Origin of the sequence: Pseudomonas sp. ITEM 17296 (genome assembly GCF_028895205.1) — a bacterium.
In the GTDB taxonomy this organism is placed as follows: domain Bacteria; phylum Pseudomonadota; class Gammaproteobacteria; order Pseudomonadales; family Pseudomonadaceae; genus Aquipseudomonas; species Aquipseudomonas kermanshahensis.
The window spans coordinates 222,961-238,190 of record NZ_WJRS01000003.1; the positions used below are offsets into that span (position 1 = coordinate 222,961).

11 protein-coding genes are annotated in these 15,230 nt (G+C 63.2%); 8 read left to right on the plus strand and 3 right to left on the minus strand.

The window, feature by feature from the left end; genetic code table 11:
• Window positions 1-142: 142 nt before the first annotated feature.
• Window positions 143-880, minus strand: coding sequence for a 30S ribosomal protein S2 (rpsB, locus tag GIB19_RS05455; RefSeq protein ID WP_027595792.1), 738 nt, complete (start codon window positions 878-880; stop codon window positions 143-145).
• A gap of 346 nt (window positions 881-1,226) precedes the next feature.
• Between rpsB and map the strand changes: the two genes are divergently transcribed.
• Genes map through dapC form a run of 3 tightly spaced genes read left to right on the plus strand, consistent with a single transcriptional unit; the run spans window position 1,227 to window position 5,976 of the window.
• On the plus strand, window positions 1,227-2,009 hold the full coding sequence (gene map, locus GIB19_RS05460; RefSeq protein ID WP_274884137.1) for a type I methionyl aminopeptidase: 783 nt from the start codon (window positions 1,227-1,229) through the stop codon (window positions 2,007-2,009).
• Window positions 2,010-2,046: 37 nt separating this feature from the next.
• Window positions 2,047-4,749 (plus strand): [protein-PII] uridylyltransferase, encoded by a 2,703-nt coding sequence (locus tag GIB19_RS05465; RefSeq protein ID WP_274884140.1) that lies wholly within the window; start codon window positions 2,047-2,049, stop codon window positions 4,747-4,749.
• Window positions 4,750-4,779: 30 nt separating this feature from the next.
• Window positions 4,780-5,976 carry a succinyldiaminopimelate transaminase gene (dapC, locus tag GIB19_RS05470; RefSeq protein WP_099428484.1) on the plus strand — a complete coding sequence of 399 codons (1,197 nt, stop codon included), beginning with the start codon at window positions 4,780-4,782 and terminating at the stop codon, window positions 5,974-5,976.
• 258 nt (window positions 5,977-6,234) lie between these two features.
• Here dapC and GIB19_RS05475 read toward each other — a convergent pair whose 3' ends face one another.
• Complete coding sequence (locus GIB19_RS05475; protein ID WP_085272745.1) at window positions 6,235-7,881, minus strand: Na+/H+ antiporter; 1,647 nt, start codon at window positions 7,879-7,881, stop codon at window positions 6,235-6,237.
• Between the two features lie 544 nt (window positions 7,882-8,425).
• Between GIB19_RS05475 and GIB19_RS05480 the strand changes: the two genes are divergently transcribed.
• From GIB19_RS05480 to GIB19_RS05495, 4 genes are all read left to right on the plus strand, one after another.
• Window positions 8,426-8,773, plus strand: coding sequence for an ArsC family reductase (locus GIB19_RS05480; RefSeq protein WP_027595785.1), 348 nt, complete (start codon window positions 8,426-8,428; stop codon window positions 8,771-8,773).
• 41 nt (window positions 8,774-8,814) lie between these two features.
• Entirely contained in the window at window positions 8,815-9,849 is a 1,035-nt protein-coding gene (dapD, locus tag GIB19_RS05485) for a 2,3,4,5-tetrahydropyridine-2,6-dicarboxylate N-succinyltransferase (RefSeq protein WP_027595784.1), read from the plus strand.
• Between the two features lie 78 nt (window positions 9,850-9,927).
• On the plus strand, window positions 9,928-11,133 hold the full coding sequence (locus GIB19_RS05490; protein ID WP_274884148.1) for a cysteine desulfurase: 1,206 nt from the start codon (window positions 9,928-9,930) through the stop codon (window positions 11,131-11,133).
• Entirely contained in the window at window positions 11,130-11,540 is a 411-nt protein-coding gene (locus tag GIB19_RS05495; RefSeq protein WP_274884149.1) for a SufE family protein, read from the plus strand. The genes GIB19_RS05490 and GIB19_RS05495 overlap by 4 nt, the downstream gene beginning before the upstream one ends.
• A 107-nt stretch (window positions 11,541-11,647) precedes the next feature.
• Here the strand turns inward: GIB19_RS05495 and tcdA are convergent, their stop codons facing one another.
• On the minus strand, window positions 11,648-12,457 hold the full coding sequence (gene tcdA, locus GIB19_RS05500) for a tRNA cyclic N6-threonylcarbamoyladenosine(37) synthase TcdA (protein WP_274884150.1): 810 nt from the start codon (window positions 12,455-12,457) through the stop codon (window positions 11,648-11,650).
• Between the two features lie 133 nt (window positions 12,458-12,590).
• Here tcdA and GIB19_RS05505 point away from each other — a divergent pair, with 133 nt between their 5' ends.
• Window positions 12,591-15,182 (plus strand): glycosyltransferase, encoded by a 2,592-nt coding sequence (locus GIB19_RS05505; protein ID WP_274884151.1) that lies wholly within the window; start codon window positions 12,591-12,593, stop codon window positions 15,180-15,182.
• The last annotated feature ends 48 nt before the right edge of the window (window positions 15,183-15,230 follow it).

Here is a 15,230-nt window from a genome sequence, read left to right on the forward strand (position 1 = left end):
TCACGGGCGTTCAATTCTGCAAATCCGCTGTTTTTATCTCAGCAGGCCCATAGTGCGGGGCGGTTGCTGACAGCAGGATTTCAAGGTGGCAAAAAGGGGGCAAAGCCCCCTTTTTGCGTGCCAAGTAGACGCCAGGCGTCAATTACTCAGCAGCAGGTGCAGCCGCTTCTTCAGCGTAGACTTCGGTGCCGCCAGCAACGTTGTTGCGGCCGCGGATGATGGCATCAGCCATCGAAGTCATGTACAGCTCGATAGCGCGAATGGCGTCATCGTTACCTGGGATGATGTAGTCAACACCTTCCGGGCTGCTGTTGGTATCGACAACGCCGATAACCGGGATGCCCAGCTTGTTGGCTTCGGTGATAGCAATGCGCTCGTGGTCAACGTCGATCACGAACAGGGCATCAGGCAGGCCGCCCATGTCCTTGATACCACCCAGGCTGCGGTCCAGCTTTTCCAGATCGCGCGAACGCATCAGGGCTTCTTTCTTGGTCAGCTTGGCAAAGGTGCCATCTTCGGCCTGAGTTTCCAGGTCGCGCAGACGCTTGATCGAAGCACGGATGGTTTTGTAGTTGGTCAGCATGCCGCCCAACCAGCGGTGGTCAACGTATGGCGAACCGGCACGAGCAGCTTGCTCGGCGACGATCTTGCCGGCGGAACGCTTGGTGCCGACGAACATGATCTTGTTCTTGCCCTGGGCCAGACGCTCTACGAAAGCCAGAGCTTCGTTGAACATTGGCAGGGTTTTTTCCAGGTTGATGATGTGGATCTTGTTACGCGCGCCGAAAATGTACTTGCCCATTTTCGGGTTCCAGTAACGGGTCTGGTGGCCGAAGTGCACACCGGCCTTCAGCATATCGCGCATGTTGACTTGGGACATGATAGTTCCTTGATAAGTCGGGTTGGGCCTCCACGCATCCCAATGACCAACCCACAGATTCTAGAATCCGGGGCACCCAGGTCATCGTGTCGACACGTGTGTGGGTTTAGTGCTTACGGGGTCGACCCCGAAAGCGGCGCATTTTATACCACAGACCGCGAGCGAACGGAACCCGAATACTGTCGCGTCCGTCAGCGGTTTTTGCAGCACCCAGGCTTTCAGGCCAAAATGCCCTCTATAGACAGCAGGATGGCCGGCTTTATCCCGACCGATTGCCGCCCTGCTCTGCTAGAATCCGGCCTTTCCCGTTTGTTCGCGCCGTGCACGGCGCCGTAGAGAGCCTGTAATGACCGTCACCATCAAGACCGCAGAAGACATCGAGAAGATGCGCATCGCCGGCCGCCTGGCCGCCGAGGTGCTGGAAATGATCGAAGAGCACGTCAAGCCCGGTGTCACCACCGAAGAACTGGACCGCCTGTGCCACGACTACATCGTCAACGTCCAGCAGGCCATCCCGGCGCCGCTCAACTACAAGGGTTACCCCAAGTCGATCTGCACCTCGATCAACCATGTGGTCTGCCACGGCATCCCCAACGACAAACCGCTCAAGGACGGTGACACGCTCAACATCGACGTCACCGTGATCAAGGACGGCTACCACGGCGACACCAGCCGCATGTTCCACGTCGGCAACGTGCCGGTCTGGGCCGAGCGCCTGTCCAAGGTCACCCAGGAATGCATGTACAAGGCCATCGAGCTTGTCAAGCCGGGCTGCCGCCTGGGCGACATCGGCGAAGTGATCCAGAAGCACGCTGAAAAGAACGGCTTCTCGGTGGTGCGCGAGTTCTGCGGCCACGGCATCGGCAAAGTGTTCCACGAAGAACCGCAGATCCTCCACTACGGCCGCGCCGGCACTGGCATGGAACTCAAAGAAGGCATGACCTTCACCATCGAGCCGATGATCAACCAGGGCAAGGCCGACACCAAGGTCCTGGGCGATGGCTGGACCGCCATTACCAAGGACCGCAAGCTCTCGGCCCAGTGGGAGCACACCTTGGTGGTGACGGCGACCGGTTACGAGATCTTCACCCTGCGCAAGGACGACACCATCGCGCACACCTCGGCCTGAGTCCGCGCCAGGCACCCCACGACAGGAACGCGACGCAATGCCCCAGGTGGATCCCGAGCTGTTCGACCGCGGCCAGTTCCAGGCGGAACTGGCCCTCAAGGCGAGCCCTATCGCCGCCTTCAAGAAAGCCATCCGCCAGGCGGGCGAGGTGCTCGACCGGCGTTTTCGCGAAGGCCGCGAAATCCGCCGTTTGATCGAGGACCGCGCCTGGCTCGTCGACAACATCCTGCAGCAGGCCTGGAACCAGTTCGACTGGGGCGACCATAGCGGCATCGCCCTGGTCGCGGTGGGCGGTTACGGGCGCGGTGAACTGCACCCGCATTCCGACATCGACCTGCTGATTTTGCTGGGTGCTGCCGAACACGAGCAATACCGCGAGGCCATCGAGCGCTTCCTCACCCTGCTTTGGGACATCGGCCTGGAAGTGGGCCAGAGCGTGCGCACCGTCGACGAATGTGCCGAGCAGGCGCGTGCCGACCTGACGGTCATCACCAACATGATGGAAAGCCGCACCATCGCCGGCCCCGAAGCCTTGCGCCAGCGCATGCTGGACGTCACCAGCACCGAGCACATGTGGCCGAGCAAGGAGTTCTTCCTGGCCAAGCGCGCCGAGCTCAAGGCCCGCCACCACAAGTACAACGACACCGAGTACAACCTTGAGCCCAACGTCAAGGGCTCACCTGGTGGCCTACGCGACATCCAGACCGTGTTGTGGGTGGCGCGCCGCCAATACGGCACGCTGAACCTGCACGCCCTGGCCGGTGAAGGTTTTTTGCTGGAAAGCGAGAACGAACTGCTGGCCTCCTCCCAGGACTTCCTGTGGAAGGTGCGCTATGCCCTGCACATGCTGGCCGGGCGCTCGGAAGACCGCTTGCTGTTCGACCACCAGCGCAGCATCGCCGCCCTGCTGGGCTACAGCGACGAGAACCCCAAGCGCGCGATCGAGCAGTTCATGCAGCAGTACTACCGGGTGGTGATGAGCATCAGCCAGTTGTGCGACCTGATCATCCAGCACTTCGAGGAAGTCATCCTCGCCGACGATGACAGTGGCACCACCCAACCTTTGAATGCGCGCTTCCGCCTGCATGACGGCTATATAGAAGCCGCCAAGCCGAACGTATTCAAACGCACGCCGTTCGCCATGCTGGAGATCTTCGTGCTGATGGCCCAGCACCCGGAGATCAAAGGGGTACGCGCCGATACCGTGCGCCTGCTGCGCGAGCACCGGCACCTGATCGACGAAACCTTCCGTCACGATATCCGCAACACCAGCCTGTTCATCGAGCTGTTCAAGTGCGAGATCGGCATCCACCGCAACCTGCGCCGGATGAACCGCTACGGCATCCTCGGCCGCTACCTGCCGGAATTCGGCCTGATCGTCGGGCAGATGCAGCATGACCTGTTCCACATCTATACGGTCGATGCGCACACGCTCAACCTGATCAAGCACCTGCGCAAACTGCAGTACACGCCGGTTTCCGAGAAATTCCCGCTGGCCAGCAAGCTCATGGGCCGCCTGCCCAAACCCGAGCTGATCTACCTGGCCGGGCTTTACCACGACATCGGCAAGGGCCGCCAGGGTGACCACTCGGAGCTGGGCGCGGTGGACGCACAGACGTTCTGCGAGCGCCACCAACTGCCGGCCTGGGACAGCCGCCTGATCGTCTGGCTGGTGCTGAACCACCTGGTGATGTCCACCACCGCACAGCGCAAAGACCTGTCCGACCCACAGGTGATCAACGACTTTGCCTTGCATGTGGGGGACGAGACCCGCCTGGATTACCTCTATGTGCTGACCGTGGCCGACATCAACGCCACCAACCCCAGCCTGTGGAACTCCTGGCGCGCCAGCCTGCTGCGCCAGCTGTACACCGAGACCAAGCGCGCCCTGCGCCGCGGCCTGGAAAACCCACTGGACCGCGAAGAGCAGATCCGCCAGACCCAAAGCGCCGCGCTGGACATCCTCGTGCGCGAAGGCGTCGACCCGGACGACGTCGAGCAACTCTGGTCGCAGCTGGGCGACGACTACTTCCTCAAGCACAACGCGGCCGATGTGGCCTGGCACACCGACGCCATCCTCCAGCAGCCGGCCGACGGCGGGCCGCTGGTGCTGATCAAGGAAACCACCCAGCGCGAGTTCGAGGGCGGTACGCAGATCTTCATCTATGCCCCCGACCAGCACGACTTCTTCGCCGTGACCGTGGCGGCCATGTCGCAGCTGAACCTGAACATCCATGACGCGCGCATCATCACCTCGAGCAGCCAGTTCACCCTCGACACCTATATCGTGCTCGACAATGACGGCGGCTCGATCGGCGACAACCCGCAGCGGGTCAAGCAGATTCGCGACGGCCTCACCGAAGCGCTGCGCAACCCCGAGGACTACCCGACGATCATTCAGCGCCGGGTGCCACGCCAGCTCAAGCACTTCAATTTCCCGCCGCAGGTGACCATCCTCAACGATGCCCAGCGGCCGGTGACCATCCTTGAGATCACCGCGCCCGACCGGCCGGGCCTGCTGGCCCGGATCGGCCGCATCTTCCTGGAGTTCGACCTGTCGTTGCAGAATGCCAAAATCGCCACCCTCGGCGAGCGCGTGGAAGACGTGTTCTTCATCACCGATGCCGACAACCAGCCGCTGTCCGACCCGCAGCTGTGCAGCCGCCTGCAGGAGGCTATCGTCCAGCAGCTGCAGGCTGGCCAGGCAAGCGACGCCAGCCCGACCCGCGTGACCTTTTAACGATTAGACGATTGACGAGACCTTGCGCCGATGAACCATGCCCTGACCCAGCTTCAGCCCTACCCGTTCGAGAAACTGCGCGCCCTGCTGGGCAGTGTGAAACCAGCGGCAGACAAGCGCGCCATCGCGCTGTCGATCGGTGAGCCGAAGCACACATCGCCGGCGTTCGTCGCCCAGGCCATGGCCGACAACCTCGACAAGCTGGCGGTGTACCCCAGCACCCTCGGCCTGCCAGGGCTGCGCCAGGCCATCGGCCAGTGGTGCGAGCGCCGTTTCGGCGTGCCAACCGGCTGGCTGGATGCCGACCGTCACATCCTGCCGGTCAACGGCACCCGTGAAGCACTGTTCGCCTTCACCCAGGCCGTGGTCAACCGGGCCGATGATGGCCTGGTGGTCAGCCCTAATCCGTTCTACCAGATCTACGAAGGTGCGGCGCTGCTGGCAGGCGCCACCCCGCACTACCTGCCGTGCCTTGAAAACAACGGCTTCAACCCTGACTTCGACGCCGTGCCGGCAGATGTCTGGCAGCGTTGCCAAATCCTCTTCCTGTGCTCGCCAGGCAACCCTACCGGCGCACTGGTGCCGATGGACACCCTGAAGAAGCTGATTGCCCTCGCCGACGAGCATGATTTCGTGATCGCCGCCGACGAATGCTACAGCGAGCTGTACTTCGACGAAGACGCCCCACCACCGGGCCTGCTCAGCGCCTGCGCCGAACTGGGCCGCAGCGATTTCAAACGCTGCGTGGTGTTCCACAGCCTGTCCAAGCGTTCCAACCTGCCTGGCCTGCGTTCGGGCTTTGTCGCGGGCGATGCCGAGATCATCAAGCCATTTTTGCTGTACCGCACCTACCACGGCTGCGCCATGCCCGTGCAGACCCAGCTGGCCAGCATCGCTGCCTGGCAGGACGAGGCGCACGTGCGCGAAAACCGTGACCAGTACCGCGCCAAGTACGATGCCGTGCTGGATATCCTGCAGCCGGTGATGGATGTGCAACGCCCGGATGGCAGCTTCTACCTGTGGGCCAAGGTGCCGGGCTGCGACGCCGCGTTCACCCGCGACCTGTTCGAAGCCCAGCATGTGACCGTGGTGCCGGGTTCGTACCTGTCGCGTGAAGTGGATGGCGTGAACCCTGGCGCTGGCCGAGTGCGCATGGCGCTGGTTGCGCCGCTGGCCGAGTGCATCGAGGCCGCCGAGCGGATTCGCGCGTTCCTGCAGAATCGCTGATTAGGCAGGGGGCGCTTTGCGCCCCATCGCAGCGGCTCGGCGCCCCGACAAGCCACAGGTAACTGCGCAGGCTCAGACCTTGTGAGGACCCTGTGGGAGCGGGCTTGCCCCGCGAATGGGGCTACGCGGTGCATGGCACCGGCTTCGCCGGTGTTCGCGGGGCAAGCCCGCTCCCACGTAATGAGTCAATTTTTAGAAATTGCGCAAGACAGTTGCCCCCACAGGGATTCTCACGGGCTGCAGAGCAGCCCCTGCGACCTACCGGACAGCGCCCAGGTTCGCCTCGCTCATATCCAGCTCACCCAGCACCTGCCGCACCACCTCATCGCCCACCAGGTGCTGGCGATGCAGGTTGTACAACTCCAGCCGCTGCGCCCGCAGCGCACGCAAGCGCAAACGCCGCTCAAGCAGGTCCATCTGCTCAGCCATTGCCCGTGCCTCCGCCGTGTCGTTGTAACTGTCCAGCTCGTCCCGGTACTCGGCCATCAACCGTGCCTTGAGCTCGGTCGCCAGTGTCGCCTGCGCGGCATCCTGCGGCGCGTTGGCATCGATCACCTCTTCCGCCTCCAGGGCATGAATCGCGGCCTCGGCCGTGCGTCGCCAAGCCTCCAGCACTTCTTGATGCAGCCGCTCGTCCGGGCTTTGGGTGACGCCACGCAGCAGGATCGGCAAGGCAATGCAGGCACTGATCAACGACAGCAGAATGACCCCTGCGGCGATGAAGATGAGCAAATCACGCTCGGGGAACGCCTGGCCCGCACTGATCAACAGCGGCACCGACATCACGCCCGCCAGGGTCACGGCGCCACGTACGCCCCCAAGGGTCAGCAGCCAGCAGGAACGCGCCGTGGGCATCAGCACCAGCGCCGGCTTGCCCCGCCAGCGGCGTACCACACCAATGGCCCGCCAGATGCTCTGCACCCAGATAAACCGCAGCAGGATCAACGCTGCGAAGATCGCCAGCACATCCAGGCAGCGCCAGGCCAAGGTCGGCCACACGGTGGCCTCGTGGCTCACGACGGCCTTGATGATGTCCGGCAATTGCAGGCCAAGCAGCAGGAAGATCAGGCCATTGAAGGCAAACTCCAGCAACGACCACACACTGCGATTGAGCAAGCGGGTACTGGTCTGGCGGGGCAGCAGGTCAAGCCAGCTCTGCATCATGCCGGCCGCCACTGCCGACAGAATGCCGGATACCCCCAGGCGCTCGGCCAATACATACGCCGCAAAGGGCAGCAACAGCATGAACACCACGTGCGTGGCGGGGTCGTCCCAACCGCGGGCGATCATCCAGGCGCGCAGACGGCCGATCAGCCAGCTCAGGGCAACGCCGACCGCCAGGCCGCCAAGGGCGACCAGGACGAAGCTGAAGCTTGCATCGGCCAACGAGAACACCCCCGTGATCGCTGCGGCCAAGGCGAACTTGAACGTCACCAGGCCCGAGGCATCGTTCATCAGCGCCTCACCCTGCAGCATATGCATCAGCGGGGTTGGCAGACGGTCCTGTGCAATGGCCGAAACGGCCACGGCATCGGTAGGCGACAGCACCGCGGCCAGGGCAAAGGCGACCGGTAGCGGGATGCTCGGCAACAGCCAGTGAATGAAGTAACCGGCGCCGACCACCGTAAACAGCACCAACCCCACGGCCAGCGCCACCACCGGCCCGCGAATGCGCCACAACTCGCGCTTGGGAATGCGCCAGCCATCAGCGAACAACAGCGGCGGCAGGAACAGGAAGAGGAACAGCTCGGGGTCCAGGGCCACGTGCAGCCCCAGGGTGGGCCAGGCCAGCAGCGCGCCAGCGGCAATCTGCACCAATGGCAGGGGCAGCGGAATCATCCGGCCGACCAGCTTCGACACGCTGACCAGCGTGAGCAAAATGAGGACGGTATAGGCTGACTGCATCCGTGAAAGCTTCCTTTATGAATCAATAACTGTAGCGAGGCGAAACATCGCCATTGAAACAATATGTTAGCGGCGTATGGCAATGCGGGGCCGCTGCACGATAGTCGCAGGCGGGGCGGGAATATGTAACACAATGATGCATGTGTTTGGGTGACGGGGGGCAAGGCTGAAGTGCGTTGTCGCCTATGAGAACGAGCGCCGCCCGCGCGGCGCTTCGCAGCACAAGGCTGCTCCTACATCTGTTTCGGGCCAATTATTCCTGTGGCATGGGCGCGCGGCCCCTTGGTGCCCACCTTGATATCGTGTCGGACAAACAAGGCGGTCGCGCGCAAATGTCACAGGCCGCACTGGCCCGAAACAAATGTAGGAGCAGCCTTGTGCTGCGAAACGCCGCGCGGGCGGCGCTCGGTCTCATAGGCGCTACAAGTCTCACCCCTCCCCATTCGCCCACACCCCGTGGCGCTCACCGAATCGTTCCCGCATAATCCCGCGACTGACCTTCGAAAAATGGAGAAATTGGGGAACCTTTGCCCCAATGTACACAATGACTTACACGCTCTACGGCATCAAAGCCTGTGACACCATGAAAAAGGCGCGTACCTGGCTCGAAGACAAAGCCATCGCCTACGAATTCCATGACTACAAAACCCAAGGCATCGACCGTGACAGCCTGAACCGCTGGTGCGACGAGCACGGCTGGGAAGTCATCCTCAACCGTGCCGGCACCACCTTCCGCAAGCTCGACGACGCCAGCAAGGCTGATATCGACCAGGCCAAGGCCGTCGAGCTGATGCTTGCCCAACCTTCGATGATCAAGCGCCCGGTGCTCGATCTGGGCGAGCGCACCCTGGTTGGTTTCAAACCTGATTCGTATGCCGCAGCGCTGGCCTGAGCCCGCCTGCGCTTCCACCCTATTTCGCACGAGGTAATCCCATGTCCAATACCCTGTTCAGCCTGGCCTTCGGTGTCGGCTCCCAGAACCGCCAGGGCACCTGGCTTGAAGTCTTCTACGCACAACCGCTGGTCAACCCAAGCGCCGAGCTGATCGCTGCCGTTACCCCGATCCTCGGCTACGAAGGCGGCAACCAGGCCATTGCGTTCAGCAACGCGCAAGCGGCGCAGCTGGCTGAAGCCGTGAAAGGCGTCGATGCCGCCCAGGCTGCCCTGCTGACCCGCCTGGCCGAAAGCCACAAGCCGCTGGTCGCCACCCTGCTGGCAGAAGACGCTGCGCTGACCTCGACCCCAGAGGCCTACCTCAAGCTGCACCTGCTGTCGCACCGCCTGGTCAAGCCGCACGGCGTGAGCCTGGCCGGCATCTTCCCGCTGCTGCCAAACGTCGCCTGGACCAACCAAGGCGCCGTCGACCTGGGCGAGCTGGCCGAACTGCAACTGGAAGCACGCCTGAAGGGCGAGCTGCTGGAAGTGTTCTCGGTGGACAAGTTCCCGAAAATGACCGATTACGTGGTCCCGGCCGGCGTGCGTATCGCCGACACCGCCCGTGTGCGCCTGGGCGCCTACATCGGCGAAGGCACCACCATCATGCACGAAGGCTTCGTCAACTTTAACGCGGGCACCGAAGGCCCAGGCATGATCGAAGGCCGCGTTTCGGCGGGCGTCTTCGTCGGCAAGGGTTCGGACCTGGGCGGCGGCTGCTCGACCATGGGCACCCTGTCCGGTGGCGGCAACATCGTCATCAAGGTCGGCGAAGGCTGCCTGATCGGCGCCAACGCCGGTATCGGCATCCCGCTGGGCGACCGCAACACCGTTGAAGCCGGCCTGTACATCACCGCTGGCACCAAGGTGAACCTGCTCGACGAGAACAACGAGCTGGTCAAAGTGGTCAAGGCCCGCGACCTGGCCGGCCAGACCGATCTGCTGTTCCGTCGCAACTCGCTGAACGGCGCGGTGGAATGCAAGACCCACAAGTCGGCCATCGAGCTGAACGAGGCGCTGCACGCCCACAACTGAGAACCTTCCTCGGTTTGAAGTGATAAGATCGGGTCTGGCGTAATGCCAGACCCGTTTTTCATTCCAGGCCCCGCGACCATGTTCCAGCCCTCCCCCTGGCGTGCCGATTTCCCCGCCATCGCCGCCCTGCAACGGCAGCACCAGACTTACCTGGACAGCGCCGCCACCAGCCAGAAACCGCAAGCCCTGATCGATGCCCTGAGCCATTACTATGGCCATGGCGCGGCGAACGTGCACCGTGCCCAACACCTGCCCGGCGCGCTGGCGACCCAGGCGTTCGAAACCAGCCGCGACAAGGTTGCCGCCTGGCTCAATGCCGCCGATTCGCGGCAGATCGTTTTCACCCATGGCGCCACCTCGGCCCTCAACCTGCTGGCCTATGGCCTGGAGCACCGCTTCGAAGCCGGTGACGAAATCGCCGTCAGTGCCCTGGAACACCATGCCAACCTGCTGCCCTGGCAACAGCTGGCCCGGCGGCGCAACCTTCGCCTGGTCATCTTGCCGCTCGACATTCACGGCTGCATCGACCTCGATCAGGCCCTGCAACTGATCGGGCCACGCACCCGGGTACTGGCGGTCAGCCAGCTGTCCAACGTGCTGGGCACCTGGCAGCCGCTGTCGGCCTTGCTGGCCCATGCCCGGGCCCAAGGCGCATTGACTGTGGTCGACGGGGCCCAGGGCGTGGTGCATGGCCGCCATGATGTGCAGCAGTTGGCGTGCGACTTCTATGTCTTTTCCAGCCACAAGCTGTATGGGCCGGAAGGGGTTGGCGTGCTGTACGGTCGCAGCCAGGCGCTGGCGCTGCTGCGCCACTGGCAATTTGGCGGTGAAATGGTGCAACTGGCCGAGTACCAGAGCGCCAGCTTCCGCCCCGCCCCGCTGGGCTTCGAAGCCGGAACCCCACCGATCGCGGGTGTCATCGGCCTGGGCGCCACGCTCGATTACCTGGCCAGCCTCGATGCTCACGCGGTCGAACGGCATGAGGCCAGCTTGCACCAGCACTTGCTGCGCGGGCTGGCCGACCGCGATGGCATCCGCGTGCTCGGCTCGCCACAGACGGCCTTGGCCAGCTTCGTGATCGAAGGGGTGCACAACGCCGACATCGCCCATCTGCTGACCGAGCAAGGCATCGCCGTGCGTGCCGGCCATCATTGCGCCATGCCGCTGCTCAAAGGGCTGGGGCTTGAGGGGGCGATTCGGGTGTCGCTGGGGCTGTATAACGACAGCGATGACCTGCAGCGCTTTTTCGAGGCGCTGGATCAAGGGCTGGAGATGTTGCGATGAGTTTATCGACAGCTGCCCGCGAGGCGCAGGAACAGTTCGAGCAGGCCCGCGGCTGGGAGCAACGTGCGCGGCTGCTGATGCAGTGGGGTGATCGTCTTGAGCCGCTGAGTGAGGCCGACAAATGCGAGCACAACCGCGTGCATGGCTGTGAAAGCCTGGTGTGGCTGGTGGCTGAACAACAGGATGGCCAGTGGCGATTCAAGGCCAGCAGCGATGCGCGGTTGTTGCGCGGGTTGCTGGCCTTGCTACTGGTGCGGGTGCAGGGTTTGGCCAGCAGCGAGCTGGCCAACGTGGATTTGCCGGGCTGGTTCAGCCAGTTAGGCCTGGAGCGGCAACTGTCCCCCTCGCGCAGCAATGGCCTGCATGCGGTATTGCTGCGGATGGCAGAAATCACCTCCAGCCACTGAACAGTGGGACTTCTTCGCGGGCAAGCCCGCTCCTACAGGAACTGCACAGGCCCTGAGTAGTGCACAGCCCCTGTAGGAGCGGGCTTGCCCGCGAAAAGGGAACAGGGTTACTCGGGTTTGACCCGCTCAGAAGGCCGCCTGGCACCCGCCACCAGTTTTTCCACGGCCTTGCTGGCCGCGACCATGCCAAAGGTCGAGGTCACCATCATCACCGCGCCAAAACCACCCGAGCAGTCCAGGCGCACGCCTTCTCCGACAAAACTCTTCTGCAGGCAAACGCTGCCATCACCCTTGGGGTAGCGCAGCTGCTCGCTGGAAAACACACACGGCACGGCGTAGTTACGGCTGACATTGCGCGAGAAGTTGTAGTCGCGGCGCAAGGTGGACCGTACCCGCGAAGCCAGCGGGTCGTTGAAGGTCTTGTTGAGGTCACCCACCTGAATTTGCGTTGGGTCGATCTGCCCCCCCGCGCCACCGGTGGTCACAACGCCGATCTTGCGCCGCTTGCACCAGGCAATCAGCGCGGCCTTGGCCATGACGCTGTCGATGCAGTCGATAACGAAGTCGAGGCCTTCGGTGATGTACTCGGCCATGGTCTCGCGGGTGACGAAGTCAGCTACCGCGTGCACCGTGCACGCTGGGTTGATCGCCCGCAGGCGCTCGGCCATGACCTCGACCTTGGGCCGCCCCACCTGCCCTTCGAGGGCATGGGCCTGACGGTTGGTATTGCTGACACAGACATCGTCGAGGTCGAACAGGGTAATCTCGCCCACGCCACTGCGCGCCAACGCCTCGGCCGCCCACGAGCCGACCCCGCCGATACCGACGATCGCCACATGGGCCTGTTTCAATCGTTGCAGGCCATCATCGCCATACAATCGGGCGACGCCTGCAAAGCGTGGATCTTCTGTGCTCATCTTGCTACCCCGAAGCGCATACCGCTAAAAACGGCGCGCATTATATGCCAATGGCGCCGCTGGCCTCCATGGTTAGGAAACTGCCGGCCAATCCTGCTTTAATGTTCACTCAATCCGACAGACTTGGACGACAATGTCATCACGCAAATTCGGCCTCAACCTGGTCGTGGTCCTGGCCATCGCGGCGCTGTTCACCGGGTTCTGGGCGCTGATCAACCGCCCCGTCTCCGCGCCTGCCTGGCCGGAGCAGATCTCTGGTTTCTCGTACTCGCCCTTCCGCCTCGGCGAGAGCCCGCAAAAGGGCCAGTACCCCAGCGACGACGAGATGCGCCAAGACCTGGAGCAGATGAGCAAGCTGACCGACAGCATCCGCATCTATACCGTAGAGGGCACCCAGGCAGATATCCCGCGCCTGGCCGAAGAATTCGGCCTGCGGGTGACCTTGGGTATCTGGATCAGCCCGGACCTTGAGCGCAACGAGCGCGAAATCGCCACCGCCATCGAACTGGCCAACACCTCGCGCAGCGTGGTGCGGGTGGTGGTCGGCAACGAGGCGCTGTTCCGCGAAGAAGTCACGCCCGAGGCACTGATCCAGTACCTGGACCGGGTACGCGCCGCCGTCAAGGTGCCGGTCACCACCAGTGAGCAGTGGCACATCTGGAAAGAACACCCGGAGCTGTCCAAGCACGTCGACCTGATCGCCGCGCACATCCTGCCTTACTGGGAATTCGTGCCGATGCAGGACTCGGTGGAGTTCGTGCTCGACCGCGCCCGCGACCTCAAGCAGCAGTTCCCGCGCAAGCCGCTGCTGCTGTCGGAAGTCGGCTGGCCGAGCAATGGCCGCATGCGCGGCGGTGCCGATGCTACCCAGGCTGACCAGGCCATCTACCTGCGCACCCTGGTGAACACGCTCAACCGCCGCGGTTACAACTACTTTGTGATCGAGGCCTACGACCAGCCCTGGAAAGCCAGTGACGAAGGTTCGGTGGGGGCTTACTGGGGCGTGTTCAACGCCGAGCGCCAGCAGAAGTTCAACTTCGATGGCCCGGTAGTCGCCATCCCGCAGTGGCGTGCCCTGGCGGTCGCCTCGGTGGTGCTGGCGATGATTGCCCTGATGGTGCTGTTCATCGACGGCTCTGCCCTGCGCCAGCGCGGCCGCACCTTCCTGACCTTCATCACCTTCCTGTGTGGGTCGGTGCTGGTATGGATTGCCTACGACTACAGCCAGCAATACAGCACCTGGTTCAGCCTCACCGTGGGCGTGCTGTTAGCGCTGGGTGCACTGGGCGTGTTCATCGTGTTGCTGACAGAAGCCCACGAACTGGCCGAGGCGGTATGGATACACAAGCGCCGTCGCGAATTCCTGCCGGTGCAGGCCGACAGCGCCTACCGGCCCAAGGTGTCGGTGCACGTCCCCTGCTACAACGAGCCTCCCGAGATGGTCAAGCAGACCCTCGATGCCCTGGCCGCGCTGGACTACCCCGACTACGAAGTGCTGGTGATCGACAACAACACCAAGGACCCGGCCGTGTGGGAGCCCCTGAAGGCCCACTGCGAAAAGCTTGGCGAGCGCTTCAAGTTCTTCCATGTCGCGCCCCTGGCCGGCTTCAAGGGCGGCGCGCTCAATTACCTGCTCCCGCACACCGCTAAAGATGCCGAAGTGATCGCGGTGATCGACTCTGACTACTGCGTCGACCGCAACTGGCTAAAGCACATGGTGCCGCATTTCGCCGACCCGAAAATCGCCGTGGTGCAGTCGCCCCAGGACTACCGCGATCAGCACGAAAGCGCCTTCAAGAAGCTGTGCTACAGCGAGTACAAGGGCTTCTTCCACATCGGCATGGTCACCCGCAACGACCGTGACGCAATCATCCAGCACGGCACCATGACCATGACCCGCCGTTCAGTCCTGGAAGAGCTGGGCTGGGCCGAATGGTGCATCTGCGAGGACGCCGAGCTGGGCCTGCGGGTGTTCGAAAAAGGCCTGTCGGCCGCCTATGCCCACAACAGCTACGGCAAGGGCCTGATGCCCGACACCTTCATCGACTTCAAGAAGCAGCGCTTCCGCTGGGCCTACGGCGCCATCCAGATCATCAAGCACCATGCCGGCGCCCTGCTGCGCGGCAAGGGCAGCGAGCTGACCCGCGGCCAGCGCTATCACTTCCTGGCCGGCTGGCTGCCGTGGATCGCCGACGGCATGAACATCTTCTTCACCGTCGGCGCACTGCTGTGGTCGGCGGCAATGATCATCGTGCCGCACCGGGTCGACCCGCCTCTGATGATCTTCGCCATCCCCCCGCTGGCGCTGTTCTTCTTCAAGGTGGGCAAGATCATCTTCCTGTACCGCCGGGCGGTCGGGGTCAACCTCAAGGATGCCTTCGCCGCCGCGCTGGCGGGGCTGGCGTTGTCGCACACCATCGCCAAGGCGGTGCTGTACGGGTTCTTCACCAGCAGCATGCCGTTCTTCCGCACGCCCAAGAATGCCGACAGCCATGGTGTGCTGGTGGCCCTCTCCGAAGCGCGCGAAGAACTGTTCATCATGCTGCTGTTGTGGGGCGCGGCGCTGGGCATCTATCTGGTGCAAGGGCTGCCAAGTTCGGACATGCGCTTCTGGGTGGCGATGCTGCTGGTGCAGTCGTTGCCGTACCTGGCGGCATTGGTGATGGCGTTGCTGTCGTCGTTGCCAAAACCTGCCGAAAAGAACGTCGAAGCACAAGCCACCTGAAACAGGCCGGGGCCGCCCAGCGGCCCCATTGCCCCGTGCCGACAACCC

Excerpts from the sequence above, each read along its gene's own strand:
- tcdA (WP_274884150.1), bottom strand. The coding sequence starts at position 12,457 with ATGAGCACAGAAGATCCACGCTTTGCAGGCGTCGCCCGATTGTATGGC.
- map (WP_274884137.1), top strand. The coding sequence starts at position 1,227 with ATGACCGTCACCATCAAGACCGCAGAAGACATCGAGAAGATGCGCATC.
- dapC (WP_099428484.1), top strand. The coding sequence starts at position 4,780 with ATGAACCATGCCCTGACCCAGCTTCAGCCCTACCCGTTCGAGAAACTG.
- GIB19_RS05475 (WP_085272745.1), bottom strand. The coding sequence starts at position 7,881 with ATGCAGTCAGCCTATACCGTCCTCATTTTGCTCACGCTGGTCAGCGTG.
- GIB19_RS05465 (WP_274884140.1), top strand. The coding sequence starts at position 2,047 with ATGCCCCAGGTGGATCCCGAGCTGTTCGACCGCGGCCAGTTCCAGGCG.
- GIB19_RS05490 (WP_274884148.1), top strand. The coding sequence starts at position 9,928 with ATGTTCCAGCCCTCCCCCTGGCGTGCCGATTTCCCCGCCATCGCCGCC.
- GIB19_RS05505 (WP_274884151.1), top strand. The coding sequence starts at position 12,591 with ATGTCATCACGCAAATTCGGCCTCAACCTGGTCGTGGTCCTGGCCATC.
- rpsB (WP_027595792.1), bottom strand. The coding sequence starts at position 880 with ATGTCCCAAGTCAACATGCGCGATATGCTGAAGGCCGGTGTGCACTTC.
- GIB19_RS05495 (WP_274884149.1), top strand. The coding sequence starts at position 11,130 with ATGAGTTTATCGACAGCTGCCCGCGAGGCGCAGGAACAGTTCGAGCAG.
- GIB19_RS05480 (WP_027595785.1), top strand. The coding sequence starts at position 8,426 with ATGACTTACACGCTCTACGGCATCAAAGCCTGTGACACCATGAAAAAG.
- dapD (WP_027595784.1), top strand. The coding sequence starts at position 8,815 with ATGTCCAATACCCTGTTCAGCCTGGCCTTCGGTGTCGGCTCCCAGAAC.